13 protein-coding genes, 1 tRNA gene and 1 pseudogene are annotated in these 14534 nt (G+C 63.1%); 6 read left to right on the top strand and 9 right to left on the bottom strand.

The features are described from left to right. Positions 1–22 precede the first annotated feature (22 nt). The 6 genes and pseudogenes from F816_RS0101865 to F816_RS0101840 all read right to left on the bottom strand — a co-directional run bounded on the left by F816_RS0101865 (position 23) and on the right by F816_RS0101840 (position 5116). Positions 23–430 (bottom strand): hypothetical protein, encoded by a 408-nt coding sequence (locus tag F816_RS0101865; RefSeq protein WP_026333091.1) that lies wholly within the window; start codon positions 428–430, stop codon positions 23–25. Positions 431–480: 50 nt separating this feature from the next. Beyond that, a complete protein-coding gene (locus F816_RS0101860; protein WP_019593295.1) occupies positions 481–882 on the bottom strand; it encodes a hypothetical protein in 402 nt (133 codons plus the stop codon). Between the two features lie 161 nt (positions 883–1043). Continuing rightward, positions 1044–2615: a TolC family protein gene (locus tag F816_RS0101855; protein ID WP_019593294.1), complete on the bottom strand. Its 1572-nt coding sequence runs from the start codon at positions 2613–2615 to the stop codon at positions 1044–1046. A 625-nt stretch (positions 2616–3240) separates the two neighbouring features. After that, positions 3241–3317 (bottom strand) — tRNA-Arg (locus tag F816_RS0101850). A 273-nt stretch (positions 3318–3590) separates the two neighbouring features. Then, positions 3591–4141 (bottom strand): annotated as a pseudogene (locus tag F816_RS13965) (hypothetical protein). A gap of 522 nt (positions 4142–4663) precedes the next feature. Beyond that, the gene (locus F816_RS0101840) at positions 4664–5116 is read right to left on the bottom strand and encodes a hypothetical protein (protein ID WP_019593292.1); all 453 of its coding nucleotides are present in this window, start codon (positions 5114–5116) and stop codon (positions 4664–4666) included. 487 nt (positions 5117–5603) lie between these two features. Here F816_RS0101840 and F816_RS15035 point away from each other — a divergent pair, with 487 nt between their 5' ends. Continuing rightward, positions 5604–5816 (top strand): CsbD family protein, encoded by a 213-nt coding sequence (locus F816_RS15035; protein WP_026304820.1) that lies wholly within the window; start codon positions 5604–5606, stop codon positions 5814–5816. Between the two features lie 248 nt (positions 5817–6064). On the opposite strand, the gene F816_RS0101830 is transcribed toward F816_RS15035, so the two are convergent. Together F816_RS0101830 and F816_RS0101825 are read right to left on the bottom strand one after the other, a co-directional pair. Then, the gene (locus F816_RS0101830) at positions 6065–6565 is read right to left on the bottom strand and encodes a PRC-barrel domain-containing protein (protein WP_019593290.1); all 501 of its coding nucleotides are present in this window, start codon (positions 6563–6565) and stop codon (positions 6065–6067) included. 266 nt (positions 6566–6831) lie between these two features. Next, a complete protein-coding gene (locus F816_RS0101825; RefSeq protein WP_019593289.1) occupies positions 6832–7539 on the bottom strand; it encodes an MBL fold metallo-hydrolase in 708 nt (235 codons plus the stop codon). A gap of 72 nt (positions 7540–7611) precedes the next feature. Between F816_RS0101825 and F816_RS0101820 the strand changes: the two genes are divergently transcribed. Further along, positions 7612–8232 (top strand): methyltransferase domain-containing protein, encoded by a 621-nt coding sequence (locus F816_RS0101820; protein WP_019593288.1) that lies wholly within the window; start codon positions 7612–7614, stop codon positions 8230–8232. Positions 8233–8402: 170 nt separating this feature from the next. Then, positions 8403–8924, top strand: a complete 522-nt coding sequence (locus F816_RS0101815; protein WP_019593287.1) for a DUF302 domain-containing protein — start codon at positions 8403–8405, stop codon at positions 8922–8924. A gap of 76 nt (positions 8925–9000) precedes the next feature. On the opposite strand, the gene F816_RS0101810 is transcribed toward F816_RS0101815, so the two are convergent. Beyond that, the gene (locus tag F816_RS0101810; RefSeq protein WP_019593286.1) at positions 9001–10956 is read right to left on the bottom strand and encodes a DEAD/DEAH box helicase; all 1956 of its coding nucleotides are present in this window, start codon (positions 10954–10956) and stop codon (positions 9001–9003) included. A gap of 479 nt (positions 10957–11435) precedes the next feature. On the opposite strand from F816_RS0101810, the gene F816_RS0101805 reads away from it, so the two are divergent. From F816_RS0101805 to F816_RS0101795, 3 genes are all read left to right on the top strand, one after another. Beyond that, positions 11436–12446, top strand: a complete 1011-nt coding sequence (locus tag F816_RS0101805; RefSeq protein WP_026333089.1) for a multicopper oxidase domain-containing protein — start codon at positions 11436–11438, stop codon at positions 12444–12446. A 39-nt stretch (positions 12447–12485) separates the two neighbouring features. After that, positions 12486–13532 (top strand): multicopper oxidase domain-containing protein, encoded by a 1047-nt coding sequence (locus F816_RS0101800; protein ID WP_231363367.1) that lies wholly within the window; start codon positions 12486–12488, stop codon positions 13530–13532. A 94-nt stretch (positions 13533–13626) separates the two neighbouring features. After that, entirely contained in the window at positions 13627–14418 is a 792-nt protein-coding gene (locus tag F816_RS0101795) for an ankyrin repeat domain-containing protein (protein ID WP_026333087.1), read from the top strand. Positions 14419–14534 lie beyond the last annotated feature (116 nt).

The following is a 14534-nucleotide window of genomic DNA, read 5'->3' as shown; positions in this document are numbered from 1 at the left end:
TCTGCGGGAGCTACTTGGCGGATTAGCGTATGCCGAGACGGTTCGGGCAGCCGCCGCCGCTGTAGTTGATCTCGGTAATCTCGACCTGGCCGGAGATTACGTGAACCTCCGAGCGGTGGCTGAAATCGAGCCGCTTGCTTTCGCCTTCGCGCCACTGTTCCCGGTCGCGGGCTTCGAGTATGAGGCTTTCGTGGTGCGAGTCTGGGTCCATCACCGTTGCGTATCCCTGCAGGGTGCTGTCGGCCAGCCCGCGGAATCCGATGCACCCGGTGGCGAAGCTTTGTGTGGCGAGCTGCACGCTGTCGCCGCTCCGCAGCACGTCCCCTTCGTTGGCCGAGCTTCCACCCCCCGAGGCGATTGCGGAGGAGGCGGTCGCGGTGACAAGCGAAAGCAGGATCGATGTAGTGAATAGGCGAGGAATTGGATTCATTGGGGGTCCCGGGTTTGGGTTGGGGGTGCAGGCAGGTCTTGCCGTGGCCATCAGCCGACGCGTAGTCCAAGGCGATCGGGGCAGCCGCCACCGCTGCGGCGGATCTCGGTGATTTCCACGGCGCCGGAGAGGATCAGGATTGCCGAGTTGCGGAAGTCGAAGCGCTTGGTTTCACCTTCGCGCCAACGCTCCCTCCCGCGGTCCTTGGTCGAATGCCCTCCGCGGTAGGACTCGATTATTTGATACCCCTGCACCTCGCTGTCGCTCCGACCGCGCAGCTCCATACAGCCGGTGGAGCCGATCATGGCTTCGATACGGGTTTGGTCGCCAGCGCGCAGTACGTCACCCACACTTACGCTGCTGGTGCTCGAGGCCAGGCTGGATCCCGAGGTGGCAATCAGGGCCGTTGTCACGCCCAGTAACAGGGCGTGTCGTATCGGTTGAGGGATCATTTGGACGTGGCCTCCATGCGTGTGCGCCGCTGAATGCGAGCCAGCCTAGCATAGGCGATGCCGATGCCTTGGGATGGCGTTAGTTCGGCGTAAGGCGCGGCGTATTGGGCTGCAATGAAGGCTCCGGGTATGCAGCGTATGCCCGGCGGGCGGTACGGCGCTCAGTCGATATATGCGGATGTGTCCGTGGTCCTCGATGGAATCGCCAGATCCCAGCGTTCGAGCACGATGCCCATGGCGCGGTCCAGGTCGGTCTGGGCGTTCTGGTAGTTGATGGCGGCATCCAGTAGCGACTGCTCCGCCTCCCGGAGCTCGCGCTCCACGCTCTCGACCTCGAACCCAGACGAGCGCCCAACCGCCAGCTTTTCCTGTTCGACGGCCACAGCCTGTTGGGCAAGATCCAGCGCTTGTTCGGCCAGGCGTAGTTGATCCCACCGGTTCTCGAGAGCCCCGAGGGTGCGTTCGACCTCAATGCGGATGGACGTTCGAAGCGCCCGAGTGCGCAGGCGCGCCTGACGCTGTTCTACCTGCGCCACACCCAGGCGTTGCTGGCGTATGTGTCGGTCCCCCCAGGGGATGCTGAGTCGCAGGCCCAGGGAATGGCCAGGGGATTCTTCGAAGCCACGTTCGATGGCGCGGGTGGTGGACGGGCTATCGCCTCGTACCTCGATTGAGGCGGACAAATCCAGCTGCCAACGGTTGCCATCCTCGGCCAGCGTCCGGTCGAGCGCGGCCAGTCGCTGTGCGACCAGCGACTGACGAAATTCAGGGCTCCGGTGCAATGCCGTATCCATTGCGTTTTCGAGGGTTGGTGTGTCGGCTCGGAGTCCGTCAATGTCGTGGACATCAATGGTGTCCTGCGGCTCGATCTGTACCCCCGGTACCAGTCCGACCAGGCGGATCAGATTGAGCTCGGCCTGATCTCGGCGTTCCTGGGTCTGTTCCTGCTGCAGTTCTTGACGTGCCAGACTCTCACGCGCCGGGGCGAGATCTGCCGCGGCCAGCCGGCCGCGGTCCACCAGTTCGGTCCGGTTCTCCAACTCCTGGCGACTTCTTTCCAGTGCGAGCCTGGCGAGTTCGACGCGCTGGTTTTCCAGGATCAGGTTGCGGTAGGCCTGAATCACCTGGGCGAGGGTGCTGATCACCTGAGATTCCAGGGCCAGCACGTTTTGTTCTTCGTTTAGATGCGCTCGTTCCACCGGCGCCCGCCCGATCTCCAGGCCGCCGCCGCGCAATAGCGGCTGAGTGATGTCCAACGTGATCTGGGAGGCGCTGTCTTGCGGCGTGTCAGGCGCGTCGGAGTGGAGTATCCGTTCGACGCGCCAGTTCAGGCCGGCCCGCGCACCTGTGGGAAGTGCAAGGCTGGCGCTGGGATTCACGCTGGCGGTGCGCGTGCGCAGCCCGTTTGCACCGCTTGTGCGTTGCTCGCGTGCCTGGAACGTCACGGTGTTTCGGGGGTGAAAGGCCCGGTTGGCCAGATCCAGATTGGCCCGGTCAACCACGCGGCCCAGGTAGGCACCGCGCAGTGACGGATTGCGGGCGAGCGCGAGCTGTAATGTCTCCCGTAGCGTCAGACGCAGCGGCTCGCTTCCGGCCCGCATCCGCGATTCGATTGCGGAATCGGCCGCCGCGATCACGTTGTCGGGGCCACCAGGGTTTCGCGGATCAGCCCCGGCGGTCGTAGACAGGACCAGGAGGCAGCTGAAGAGGGCAGGATGTTTGAACAAACGCATGGCTGGCGGGAGGGGAGCGCAATCTCGATCAGCGGGTGAGTTTCCGGCGACCGCCCGCAAACCTGCGCGCCATCCCATACCGGCAGTATCCCAAGCCGACCGTTATGCAGTAAAGCGGAGGCCCGCTAAGGCCGCCCCAGCCGTCATTCGCGACTCTTCACGGCAATCGTCGGGATGTTTCGGTCGAGATCCAATTCCTCAAGGCCGTATGCGCCCCCCAGGCAGGTGCGCCCGCACACGTCCAAAGCGCGATTCAATCAGCGTCTCCCTAGCCGCGAGGCGTGGAATTTGTCACGGAGCCAGGTGCTCATCAGGCGGCAGTAAGCCAGTCATGGGACTTGGGGGGTTGTCACAGAAGTGGCATGAGAGTGTCACGGGGCGCGACCTGGCCCAAAACGAAAAAAGGACCAGCGACGGTAAGTCACTGATCCTTCTCTCTGGTATATGGCGCGCCCGGAAGGATAGCGGCGGTGCTTCGCACCTTGCCCTTCCGGGTGTCGGCCTGGGGCCGACACGTTCCTCGCTGCGCTCGGGATCGAACCGGTTTTTGAACGGAGGTTCGAATCCTTTGTGCTAGCAGAAACGAAAGAGGGCACCCGGATGTGGATGCCCTCTCTCAGGAATATGGCGCGCCCGGAAGGATTCGAACCTCCGACCACCTGGTTCGTAGCCAGGTACTCTATCCAGCTGAGCTACGGGCGCATCGACTGAAGGCGCGCATTATCGCGATTGGTCCCGAAGGATGCAAGCCGTCGCGGGGTATTCTTTGCGTTCGGCTTGGTCTGCCTGGCTCTCCCAGCCGTGCACGATCGGGCGATATAGCGTACTTCGCACTCCGTCGCGTTCACGAATGCGGTTGTGGGCGAAATCCTGCATGCCGCCGAAGCCCGCGGAGGCATGGCCGGCGCGGCGTTGTTCCGGTGTGGATTTCACGATTCGAGCGTGCGCCCGAAAAGCCCTGGCCCCGGACGCGAATCAGAAGTTGTAGCCAAGTCCGACAGTGTACGAAAAGTCACTATCGAGGAGCGCATTCTCTGCGTCATTCGAGCGGCTGAAGAACCACTGGTATTCAATGCGACCGAGGGCGTAGGTGTCCTCCAGGAGGTAGTACTTCAAGCCCCCATCCAATCCGACGAACCCGCTGTCGTTGACCCCGTCGCCGTAGACTGCGCCCAGGCTTCCGCCAGCGAAGGGACGCATCCGGCCGTCTGTGTCTTGAAGGTTGAGATAGCCGCGAGTGGCTCCGCTCCAGAAGTCATTGGCCAGGAAGTCGCCCTCGAAGTCCGCGTAGTGGATGCTCTGGCGGACGCCGAGGACCAAGTGACCACGCAGATACCAGCCTATATCACCCGTGATGCCGAGGTTGGTGTTGTCGAACCTTCGGTCACTGATGCACTTCCGGAAAGCGAGAATTCGCGGTCGCCTATGGAGGGCCCAAAGTTGGCGGCCGATCCTTGTTGAGCCTGGACGGAAAGGGTGAACGATCCAGCCAGGAAGAGCATGACTGCGGCTGCTTTTTTCATCATTACGTGCCTCCTGAAACGTTACCCACCGCGTTGGCATGGCGCAGAGCCTTTGGAGTGCGACGGCGACCGGGAGGGTCCGCTTCGCATCCGAAACGGCAGATTGCGGTCGCAACCGAGAGGGCATCTGTACGTTGCCGCACATTCGCCTCCGGGCGCGTTGGGTTTCAGGTAACGGGAGACAGAGAAAATACGATATATCAATGGCGTAACGATGATTTCGATACGTCATATGAGGTGTAGAAAAGGGTCTTCAGCGAGACGCTGATTGAAGCGCGTTTGCGTGTTCTCGCGGTGTCGTCCCATGTCGTCCGAGACAAGGGCGATGTGCATTGGGTTGTGAACGAAAGGGGTCTGATCTGGGACGCACAGAAGTCTCTGTCAACCTGCTCTTCGACCAGCTATGAAGCGATTTTGTGGCCCGATTGGATGGTGGCGGGGAGCGGCTGCTCCCCTGATCGTGGTGTGCCTCGGGGCAGGGCAGCAGGCATTCTTTCGAATTGCCCCTACCCCGGGCAAGAAGGCTCAGAAGTTGTAGCCGAGGCCTACGGTGTAGGCGAACGCACCATCGCGGAAGGCATCTTCTGCATCGCTGGAGCGGCTGAAGAACCACTGGTATTCGACGCGGCCCAGAACGTAGGTGTTCTCCAGGACGTAATACTTCAGGCCGCCTTCCAGGCCGGCGAACGCGCTGTCCTTGACGCCGTCGCCGTAGATGAAGCCCAGGCTGCCCCCACCAAAGGGACGCAGACGGCCGTCCGTCGTCTGGAAGTTGAGGTAGCCGCGCGTGGCGCCGTTCCAGAAGTCATTGGTTATGTTCTCGCCCTCGATGTCGGCGTAGTTGATGCTCTGGCGGACCCCGAGGATCAAATGATCGCGCAGATACCAGCCCATATCGCCGGAGACGCCAAAGTTGGTGCTGTTGAACTTGCGGTCACTGCTGCCGCTTCCGGAAAGCGAGAACTCGCGGTCGCCCATGGACGGTCCAAAGTTTGCCGTTGATCCGGCTTGCTGGGCCTGGACGGCGAGGGGAAGTGTTCCGGCCAGACAGAGTGTGAGCGCGATTAGCCTTTTGGTCATTACGTTTCTCCTGATTGGTCCCATCCGGGGCGGTATGGGGTGGTTGTCTCGGTGGGTTCTTGGCGTGCCCGGGAGGCTCCGGGTCGATACTTGGGGCCAGATTACGTCTCCAGAGATGGGGTATCTGTACGTTGGCGCACACAGACAGCCGGTCGCGCTGTGTTCTGGTTCGCGAAAATCAACAGACCCCTCGATTCCCCGGAACCGTGGGTCCAAGTAGTGCTTGTGAGGAAGAGAAGGAGCCTCGATGGGAAGAACGGAGATGGACGCTGCGCGTGAAGTTCGGGCGGGTTTGTGCGATCCCGCACAGACGGGCACGGGTGTGCTGCGCAGGGTTCTGGGTCGGGCGGCAATCAGGCCGGCTAACCATTCGGAGGAGTGCGAGATGAACTGGAATATCGCGAAAGACCACTGGAAGCAGTTCAAGGGCAAGGTCAAGGCGCGTTGGGACAAGCTGACCGACGATGAACTGGAAACCGTGGCGGGGGAACGCGACGAGTTGGTGGGCTGTATCCAGGAGCGGTATGGCGTGAGCCGGGCCGCCGCCGAAGGGCAGCTCGTAGAGTTCGAGAGGAAGGTGAGTCGGGTACACCACTGAACCCCCAGCCGTGGGTGGGGTCTGGGGCCCGCCTGGGCTTATGTCCGGGGTTTGGTGATTGGCGTGTGTGCGGGTGGCGGTGTAGTGGTGGGCGACCCTGTTAGCCGGAAACTGGCTATGTAGTTGGGGGGCGCGCAGTGTTTACGAAGGCGCGGAGCGTCACCCGGGCGCGAGATGACCACTGTCTCCGTAGCGCGTCAGCGGCCCCGAGGGATGTGCTACCCCCCGAGGCGAGGATGACCAACGCGTTAGTCGCGTTCGTATTCCGGCATTTCCTGCAGCGTGTCTTCATTCATGTCGATGTAAAGCTTGACGTCTCCGTCTTCGGACGTGCGCTCGATACGGTCCCAGGTGATTGCCACGTCCTTTCCGCCGAGGCCGAGAACGCCGCTGCCCGTGCCGATCACGACCGCGACGATACGGCCGTCCCGATCGACGACCAGATCATGGACTTCCCCGATCTCGTCGTGGCTTTCGCGACTATGGATCTTCTGGTCCATCAGATCCGAGACGTGCAGCCCCTGGTCCGGCATGCGCTGGATATGGGGGGCATCGTCGCGGGCGCCCGCACGTGATTGTTCCATGGCATCGCGGTCGTGACCTTCGGCGCCACGTTCTTCCATCATCTCGTGGTCGTCCGAGTCCTTCTCGTGTTCGCCGGCCATCGCGCCGGTCATGACGCCGCCCAGGCCAAAGACGAAGATGGGGACCGTGGCCGCCGCGAGTTTGAGTGAGGCAAGTGTTTTCATGGTGTCGCTCCTTGATGGTCCGGAATTCAATCCGGAAGTCGATGTCGCGTGCATCGCGCAGGCACTTTGGACCCGGCGATGCGGACGCACCAACGATGTTGCGGAGCGCTGTCACCCACGTCTGTACGTTGAGGCACACACCTGGTTCGTAGCCAGGAAGTCATCCAGCTGAGCGAATCGGCTGCAGGCGCGGTGGATCGCGATGGGCCCCGAGGGAGCAAGCCATCGCGGTGCGCTCTGTCGTTTTCCGGCTCCGTCCGCCGTCGTCATCCCTTCGGGATGGGGTGATAGGGCGTACTGCGCACTCGGTCGTGTTCGTGCATGCGGTAATCGACGAAGGCGTCCTTGTCGTGGAAGTGCAGGAAGGGGTTGCCCGCATCCTCTTCCTCCAGTGTGGATTCCGCCTTTTCCGCGTAGTTGTGACCCGGATGGATGCAGGTATGGGCCGGAAGCCCCTCGCGCAGGCCGTTGAGGGTATGAAACATCTGTTCCGGATCGCCCCCGGCCAGGTCGCAACGGCCGCAGCCGAAGACGAACAGGGTGTCGCCGGTGATCAGGTCGTCGCCCGCCGGCATGTGGAAGCAGGCGGAGCCGGGGGTGTGGCCGGGGGTATGCAGGAAGCGGATCTCGGTGTCGCCCAGGTGCATCTCATCGCCACCGTGATGCAGTTCCGGGCGTTCCAGCTCCTTGCCCCAGAACTCGGCCTCGGGCTTGAGAAGATGCAGCCGCGCATTTGGATACTGTTCAAGGATTGCCTCGACCCCGTTGATGTGGTCGTGGTGGCTGTGCGTCAGCAGGATGTCGGAGATGTCGACCTCGTTTTCGCGGGCCTGACGGATGATCGCCTCCGGATCCCAGGCCGGATCCACCACCGCCCCACGATGGCTGGCGCGGTCCTCGATCAGATAGACGAAGTTCTCCATCGGGCCGAGTTCCTGGCGGTGGATGCGATAGGGCAGTTGGGTAGGGTCCATCGAGGTCTCCGGGAGTTATTCGTGGTTTGGTAGGGTCTATTCGTTTCCTATCCTGTGCCGAGAAGGGGAGTGATGCCAAATTCCGAAGATTCGCCGGTTGATTCCGAAGCTCTGGATGCCGAGACCAACTGGGAGGCCCGCTATCAGGCGGGTTCGACCCGTTGGGACCGCGGCGCGCCCAGCCCTTCGCTGGAGCGTTGGCTGGAGGTCACCGCGCTGGAGCCCGGCGCGCGGATCGTGGTGCCCGGTTGTGGCTTTGGTCACGAGGTGCCGGCTCTCGCTGCGCGGGGTTTCCGTGTGACCGGGCTGGATGTGGCGCCAACGCCGGTAGAACAGTTGCGCCGCGATCTGGCGCAGGCCGGGCTGGAAGCGGAGGTGGTACAGGCGGATATGCTTGCCTGGCAACCAGAGGTGCCAGTGGACGGGATCTACGAGCAGACGTCTCTTTGTGCCCTGCCGCCCGAGCAGTGGTCGGCCTACGCGGCGAAGCTGCATGGCTGGCTGCGTGAAGGCGGCGAACTGTTCGCGTGCTTCATGCAGACCGGTCGCGAGGGCGGGCCGCCCCACCATTGCGCAGTGCCAACGATGCGTCAGCTGTTTCCTGCCGATCGTTGGGATTGGCAGGACGAGGTGGGCCGTGCCGACCACACCAATGGCAAGTACGAGCAGCTCTACTGCTTGATCCGGCGTTAAGGAGACGCTGTGGATCCTGGCGGGCGGCCCGTGCGCCGATGGGGAATCTCCCGCGTCCAGGCGCGGTAGATGCGGTGAAGTGCATGCGCATGATCTAGATTCGCACTAGGGAGGGCCGCACGGGCTTTCGGCCGGCGGGCTCTCCCGTCCACCCGAATCAGGAGTGCGCGATGAAAGTCTGGATGCTCGTGTTGTTGTTATTGCTGCTGCCGCTTCCGCTGACTGCGTCCGAATCGACGGAGGGGGACGAGGCGCTGGATCCTGAAACGTTGCAGCAGATGGTTCGGCAGAGTGCCGAGATTTTCAAGATCGAAGATGGTGTCAGCATCGACGAGGCCATCGAGTCGATGAAATTGCGGGCCAATCTGCGCAATTTCCAGGAGGTCGCCGATTTGCCGCTGTCGGATCAGGTGCAGGCGATGGGTGGCGAGGGCAACTACATGCGCATTCTCGCCTTTTGTGATGCCCTGATCGCCAATCAGATGGTGAAGCACGACATCATCTTTGCAAGCTTTCTGCCCTGCCGTATCGCAGTGGTGGAGGATGACGAGGGGCAGGGCTGGATCGTCACTACCAACATGGACATGATGCTGCATGCGACGGATCTCCCCGAGGATCTCGAGGTCGTGGCCCGCGAGGTGCGCGACACGATCTACAGCATTGTCGAGGCGGGGCGCACCGGAGATTTCTGAACGTCCAAATGAAACGCCCGCGGCTCCTTTCGGAGGCCGCGGGCGTTGTCTGGTACGCGCCTTTGAGTCGCTGCGCTTAGCCGTTGGCGGCCTTGCGTTTGATCATCAGCGTGCCGTCCGCGCGCGAGCCGGTGTTCTTGGGCCCGCTGGTACCCTTGCGCACGGGGCGTTTGCCGGGTGCGGCGGCATAGGCCGGGCGCTTGCCGTTGCCCGGGGCCGGACCGCGCTTGGCCGGTGTGGGCTTGCTGGTCGGCTTGGACCTGCCGCTGATCTCCGGCTTGTCACTGCGCGGCTTGGCGGTCTTGCGCGGAGCGGGCTTGCGCGCGTCGTCCTGGTTCGCGGCCTGGCCCGGGCGCGGGGCCTGAAGGGTTAGTTCCAGCTTGCGGTTGGCAATATGGATGTTGCCCAGGCGACGAATCGCGGCTTCGTCCAGCGACGCCGGAAGATCCACATGGCTGTGATCGTCACGCAGGCCAATGCGTCCGATGTCGCGGCCGTTCAGGCCGCCCTCGTTGGCCAGCGCGCCAACGATGGCACCCGGCGCCACGCCGTTGTTGCGGCCGACCGGCATGTAGTAGCGCACCATGTCGGCTTCCGGCTCGCGATCCTTGCCGCGCGACGGACGCTCGCCCCGGGGCTTGCTGTCCCGGCGGTTGTCGCCGCGCTCGGAATAGGGGGCGCGGGCGGCCGCCAGAAGCGGATCGGCGCCCTTGTTGGCGTTGGCATCCAGCGGGCTGCCGGCGGTGGCCAGTGCGACCAGGGCGGTGGCGAGTTCGCGCTCGGATACGCCACTGTCGGCCAGCAGGCGATCGACCAGGGCTTCGTGTCCGGAGTTCTGTTCGCTGCCCAGGAGGGCCTGAACGCGCTCGGCGAAGCGCGTCTCGCGGCGGGCCTGTACGGCCTGGCGGTCGGGCACCGGTTGTTCGCGCACCGGCTTGCCGGTGAGGCGTTCGATGTCCTTCAACATGCGGCGCTTGCGCGGCTCCAGGAACAGGATGGCGCGGCCCTTGCGGCCGGCGCGACCGGTACGGCCGATGCGGTGCACGTAGACCTCGGCATCGCCGGGGGCGTCGAAGTTGAAGACGTGGCTGATGCGCGGCACATCGATGCCGCGGGCGGCGACGTCGGTGGCGACGATGACATCCAGGCGGCCGTCGCGCAGGTCACTGACCACACGCTCGCGCTCGCCTTGTTCCATGTCGCCGTTCAGCGCGGACGCGGCGATGCCAGCCTGGCCGAGTGAATCGGCGATCTCGACCGTGGAGGCCTTGGTGCGGGCAAAGACGACCGCGCCGTCCAGGTCTTCCTCGGTCTCCATCAGACGGGTCAGGGCCTCCACCTTGTGGCGGGCATCGACCAGGCAATAGCTCTGGTCGATGTCGGTGCCTGCCTCGTTGCCGGCGCCGATGCGGATCTCTTCCGGTTCGCGCATGTGGCGGTGCGCGATACGACGGATGGGCGCCGGCATGGTGGCGGAGAACAGGGTGGTCTGGCGCGCTTCGGGGGTCTGTTCCAGGATCCACTCGATCTCTTCGACAAAGCCCATGCGCAGCATTTCGTCGGCTTCGTCCAGCACCACGACGCGCAGGGCGTCCAGGTTCAGGGTGCCGCGCTTGATGTGGTCCACCACGCGGCCGGGCGTGCCGACCACGATCTGCGGGCCCTTGCGCAGGGCGCGCAGCTGTTCGCCCATCGGCTGGCCGCCGTAGACGGGCAGCACATCGATGCCAGAGAACTCGCGGGCGAACTCAGTCAGGGCGCCGGCGACCTGGTTGGCCAGTTCGCGCGTCGGGGCCAGTACCAGTGCCTGGGGCGCACGCTTGCCGGCGTCCATCAGGTCAATCAGCGGCAGGCCGAAGGCGCCGGTCTTGCCGGTGCCGGTCTGGGCTTCGCCCAGAACATCGCGGCCTTCCAGCAGCGCGGGGATGCAGGCGGCCTGGACCGGGGTCGGGGTCGTGAAGCCCATGTTCGACAGGGCATGAACCAGCGACTCGGAAAGCCCGAGCTGGGAGAAGGAGGGGGAATCAGACATTGAGGGTACTCACACAGGCCGGAAACGAAGGCCCGGCGAAAATCGGATGGCAACTGCCAACCCCGCATCATACACGAATCAAAGGTGTAGCGAGCGAAAAATTGGGTCGTTGATGTGGAGGGCCCACGTTGAATGAGCGATTCGCCATATAGGTATTCGGTAATACCCTTGTTGTAATTCAGTATTTTTCCTCTATCTTCGGCCGCGGTTCGGCCAATTGCTTCGTGTGAAATGCAGGAAGGCCGAACCCTGAAAGCGGAAGCGAGGGAGCGAGGCCGGGATGGGGTCGCTCGTTATGGCGGGGGACGGTACCTCGTGCCGGGGGCTGGGGCGACGGTCACTGGCGCGCTCGGGGTGTTGTGTCGAGCAAGGTTCTCGACCAGAGCCTTGAGGCTCCCGGGCTGAACTTATCCGGGCCACACGCCTGATCACAAGGAGGAAACACGCGCATGCATCGTAGAAATTTTCTGAAGGGCGGGATGGCCTTGTCGGCTGGCTTCGCCATTCCTGGAACGATGGGCCTGCTGGCCTGGGCACCGCGCGCCGAAGCGGCGGATCTGAGCATCGACCTGGCAGCACGACGCGGCGATGTCGCCATGATCGACGGCACGTCGGCGCTGATGTTCGGGTTCTCCACCACGGACGTAATGAGTTGGCCGGGTCCGACGCTGGTCTGCCAGGAGGGTGACACGATTACGGTCAACCTGGAGAACACGCTGCATACGTCGGTGGTTTTCCATGTTGGGGCGACCGACATCCGCCACCAGGCCAGCGCCCAGAGTGTCATCTCGTTTTCATTCGCCGCGCCGCCGGCAGGCACGTATCTCTATTACGACGACCAGAACAACGGCGTTAATCGGATCATGGGCCTGCACGGGACCCTGGTGGTCATGCCTGCGGGGATCAAGGATCGCCCATTCGTGGGGGGGCCGCAGTTTGTGCGCCAGTACAAATGGATGTTCAGCAACGTGGATCCATCCTGGGGGGAACAGGTGCGCACCCTGGGAGATTACCAGGTGAACTCCATCGCCCCGGATAGCTTCAAGCCCCGGTACTTCACAATCAACGGGCACGCCTACGAGAACACCCACGAGTACAACACGGAGCTGATGGGCCACTACGATGAGGCGGCCTATGTACGCATGCTCAATGCCGGCGGCATCGTGCACGCGCCGCACTTCCACGGGAATCACGTGGAGATGGTCACTATCAACTACGAGCGTTTCAGTGCGCCGTTCAAGAACAAGGACGCCGTGTCGATGTTCCCGCTGGACGTGCGCGATGTCATCTATCCCTTCAAAGCGCCACCGGATGCGTATCCGCCCGTTGCCGCGAATGACATTCAGCACTTCCCGATGCACTGCCATTCGGAGATGTCGCAGACCGCCGGCGGAGGTTCGTATCCGCATGGCGCCCATGCACCAATCGTGATGGGTACCGCGCCGCAGACGGAATCGGATCTCACCCAGAAAGTGGATGACCTGTCCTGAGACGGGTCCGGATCAACGGATTGAAGGGAGCAAGACCACATGAGCAGAAATCGAGACGGCGGCGGTATGGGAGGCGGTGGCATGGGTGGCGGCTGCGATGCCGGCATTACGGGCAATTGCGGCCTGCACATCGACGCACCGAACACCCCCAACCGGGTCACCCCGGACGTTGAATTCTTCCTGAATACCTTCATGCAGGGCAGCCAGGTCATCAACGGTGTCGAGGTCCCGATCTGGGGCTTCAACATGGATGGCGGCGGCGGCATGGACGGTGGCGGTGGCATGGGAGGCGCGATGCCGTCCCCCCCGATGCGTGTGCGTCAGGGCCAGATCGTCCACACCCACCTGAACGCGATGGCGATGATGGCACCGCATACGGTGCATCATCACGGGATCGAGCCGGATACCTTCAACGATGGCGTTGGCCATTACTCCTTCGATGTACTGGGTGAATACACCTATCAGTGGCGGGCGTCGCAGGCGGGGACCTACTTCTACCATTGCCATACGAACACGGTGCTGCACGCCGAGATGGGTATGTACGGTGCACTGATCATCGATCCACCCAGTGGTCCCGGTACGGTCTACGAGGGCGGCCCGAGCTATACGGTCGAGGCGATCTGGGCGGTCGATGACATCGACATGAACTGGCATTGCCTGCCATGGGACGCCGCGCTGTGTGGCGGTGATGCCGGATTGGACGACTTCAATCCGGAGATCTTCTGCATTAACGGGGTAGGCGCGGATCTAAGCCAGACGGACCCCTCGGTGGTGGTCAATGCGAGTCGCGCGGACCGGGTTTTGCTGCGCTACATCATGGCGGGGTATGTCCCTCAGCGGGTGCGCTTTCCGGAGGAACTGGGCCCGATCCAGGTGGTGGCCGAGGACGGTCGGCCCCTGCCGCAGATCGAGACCATTCCCGCTGGAGGGGAGATCCTGATGACGGCGGCGGAGCGCTATGACCTGATCTTCGAGCCCCAACAGGCGGGGTCGTTCCCGGTAGATATTGATTTCTTCGATTACCGGGCTGCTGATGGAATGTTAAAGCCCATCGGGTCGATCCGGGCACGCTTTAACATCTCCTGACGCGAGGGTCTCGCACACGTCCGACTTTGACTTAGCCCGATGTTCCGGCCCCGACGGTCGCATGGCCGTCGGGGCCCTTTATCTGGAGGGTGAGATGAAATGGTTCTCCAAATGCATGGCGCTTGGCATGCTGTGCCTGGCCGGTCCTGTGAGCGCGTTGGCGAGTGAAGAGGGCGGCCTGTCGTCCGAGTTATATCAAGCGGTGGCCGGCGATGATGCGGAGCGGGCCGAGGCCTTGATCGAAGCTGGTGCGGATGTGAACCGTCCTCAGCGGCCCTGGGAGTTGACGCCTCTGCTGGTGGCAGTTGGGGTCTCTGCGGAGCTGACGGATCTGCTGATTGCCTCGGGGGCGGACGTGAACGCTCGCGAGCGTGAGGGGGTGACGGTTCTGATGAAGGCGGTCCACGGAGGTGAAGCGGCGATTGTGCGGCGTTTGCTTGAAGAACCCGACCTGGATTTGGATGCGCGGGGACCTCGGGGCAATACTGCATTGACCTACGCGGTGCTCTATGGGTATCCGGAGATGGTCGATGCACTGGTCGAACGCGGGGTTGATGTGAATGTGGCGCGCGCTGACGGAACGACGCCAAAAACGCTCGCTCGCCATATGCAAGGCCTGGCCGAGGCGATGCCGAAAGAGGCCGAAGAGCGCCGTCTCGGAATACCGCATGCTAGCGACCACAAGCAGGGCCATGACGGTGGGCACGAGAAACACTTGGCGAATGGCGCAAGGATGGTCGTACATGAAGGCCCCCATGATCACCATCGGACCCGCGCCGAAGCCACGTCGTCCTACGGTCGGGTGCTGGCGACCCTGACGGAGGCGGGTGCTTCCATCGAGGGCTTGGAGGTCGTTCCTTCGCGGGACCATGGTCATCACCACTAGGGAAACACTGATCAATGAACGCGTTCGCGTTGGTACCCCAGGTTTTCCGAGACAAGGCGCGTCGTGCAACAGGTAGTGGTTCTACCTGTAAGCGGCGCAACGCAGGATCGGGGAAC

It is taken from the genome of Thioalkalivibrio sp. ALM2T (genome assembly GCF_000381505.1).
Classification (GTDB): domain Bacteria; phylum Pseudomonadota; class Gammaproteobacteria; order Ectothiorhodospirales; family Ectothiorhodospiraceae; genus Thioalkalivibrio; species Thioalkalivibrio versutus.
The sequence above is the reverse complement of the archived record's forward strand: the minus strand, read 5'-3'. Positions and strand labels throughout refer to the sequence as shown.

Excerpts from the sequence above, each read along its gene's own strand:
- F816_RS0101865 (WP_026333091.1), bottom strand. The coding sequence starts at position 430 with ATGAATCCAATTCCTCGCCTATTCACTACATCGATCCTGCTTTCGCTT.
- F816_RS0101860 (WP_019593295.1), bottom strand. The coding sequence starts at position 882 with ATGATCCCTCAACCGATACGACACGCCCTGTTACTGGGCGTGACAACG.
- F816_RS0101855 (WP_019593294.1), bottom strand. The coding sequence starts at position 2,615 with ATGCGTTTGTTCAAACATCCTGCCCTCTTCAGCTGCCTCCTGGTCCTG.
- F816_RS0101840 (WP_019593292.1), bottom strand. The coding sequence starts at position 5,116 with ATGGGCGACCGCGAGTTCTCGCTTTCCGGAAGCGGCAGCAGTGACCGC.
- F816_RS15035 (WP_026304820.1), top strand. The coding sequence starts at position 5,604 with ATGAACTGGAATATCGCGAAAGACCACTGGAAGCAGTTCAAGGGCAAG.
- F816_RS0101830 (WP_019593290.1), bottom strand. The coding sequence starts at position 6,565 with ATGAAAACACTTGCCTCACTCAAACTCGCGGCGGCCACGGTCCCCATC.
- F816_RS0101825 (WP_019593289.1), bottom strand. The coding sequence starts at position 7,539 with ATGGACCCTACCCAACTGCCCTATCGCATCCACCGCCAGGAACTCGGC.
- F816_RS0101820 (WP_019593288.1), top strand. The coding sequence starts at position 7,612 with ATGCCAAATTCCGAAGATTCGCCGGTTGATTCCGAAGCTCTGGATGCC.
- F816_RS0101815 (WP_019593287.1), top strand. The coding sequence starts at position 8,403 with ATGAAAGTCTGGATGCTCGTGTTGTTGTTATTGCTGCTGCCGCTTCCG.
- F816_RS0101810 (WP_019593286.1), bottom strand. The coding sequence starts at position 10,956 with ATGTCTGATTCCCCCTCCTTCTCCCAGCTCGGGCTTTCCGAGTCGCTG.
- F816_RS0101805 (WP_026333089.1), top strand. The coding sequence starts at position 11,436 with ATGGCCTTGTCGGCTGGCTTCGCCATTCCTGGAACGATGGGCCTGCTG.
- F816_RS0101800 (WP_231363367.1), top strand. The coding sequence starts at position 12,486 with ATGAGCAGAAATCGAGACGGCGGCGGTATGGGAGGCGGTGGCATGGGT.
- F816_RS0101795 (WP_026333087.1), top strand. The coding sequence starts at position 13,627 with ATGAAATGGTTCTCCAAATGCATGGCGCTTGGCATGCTGTGCCTGGCC.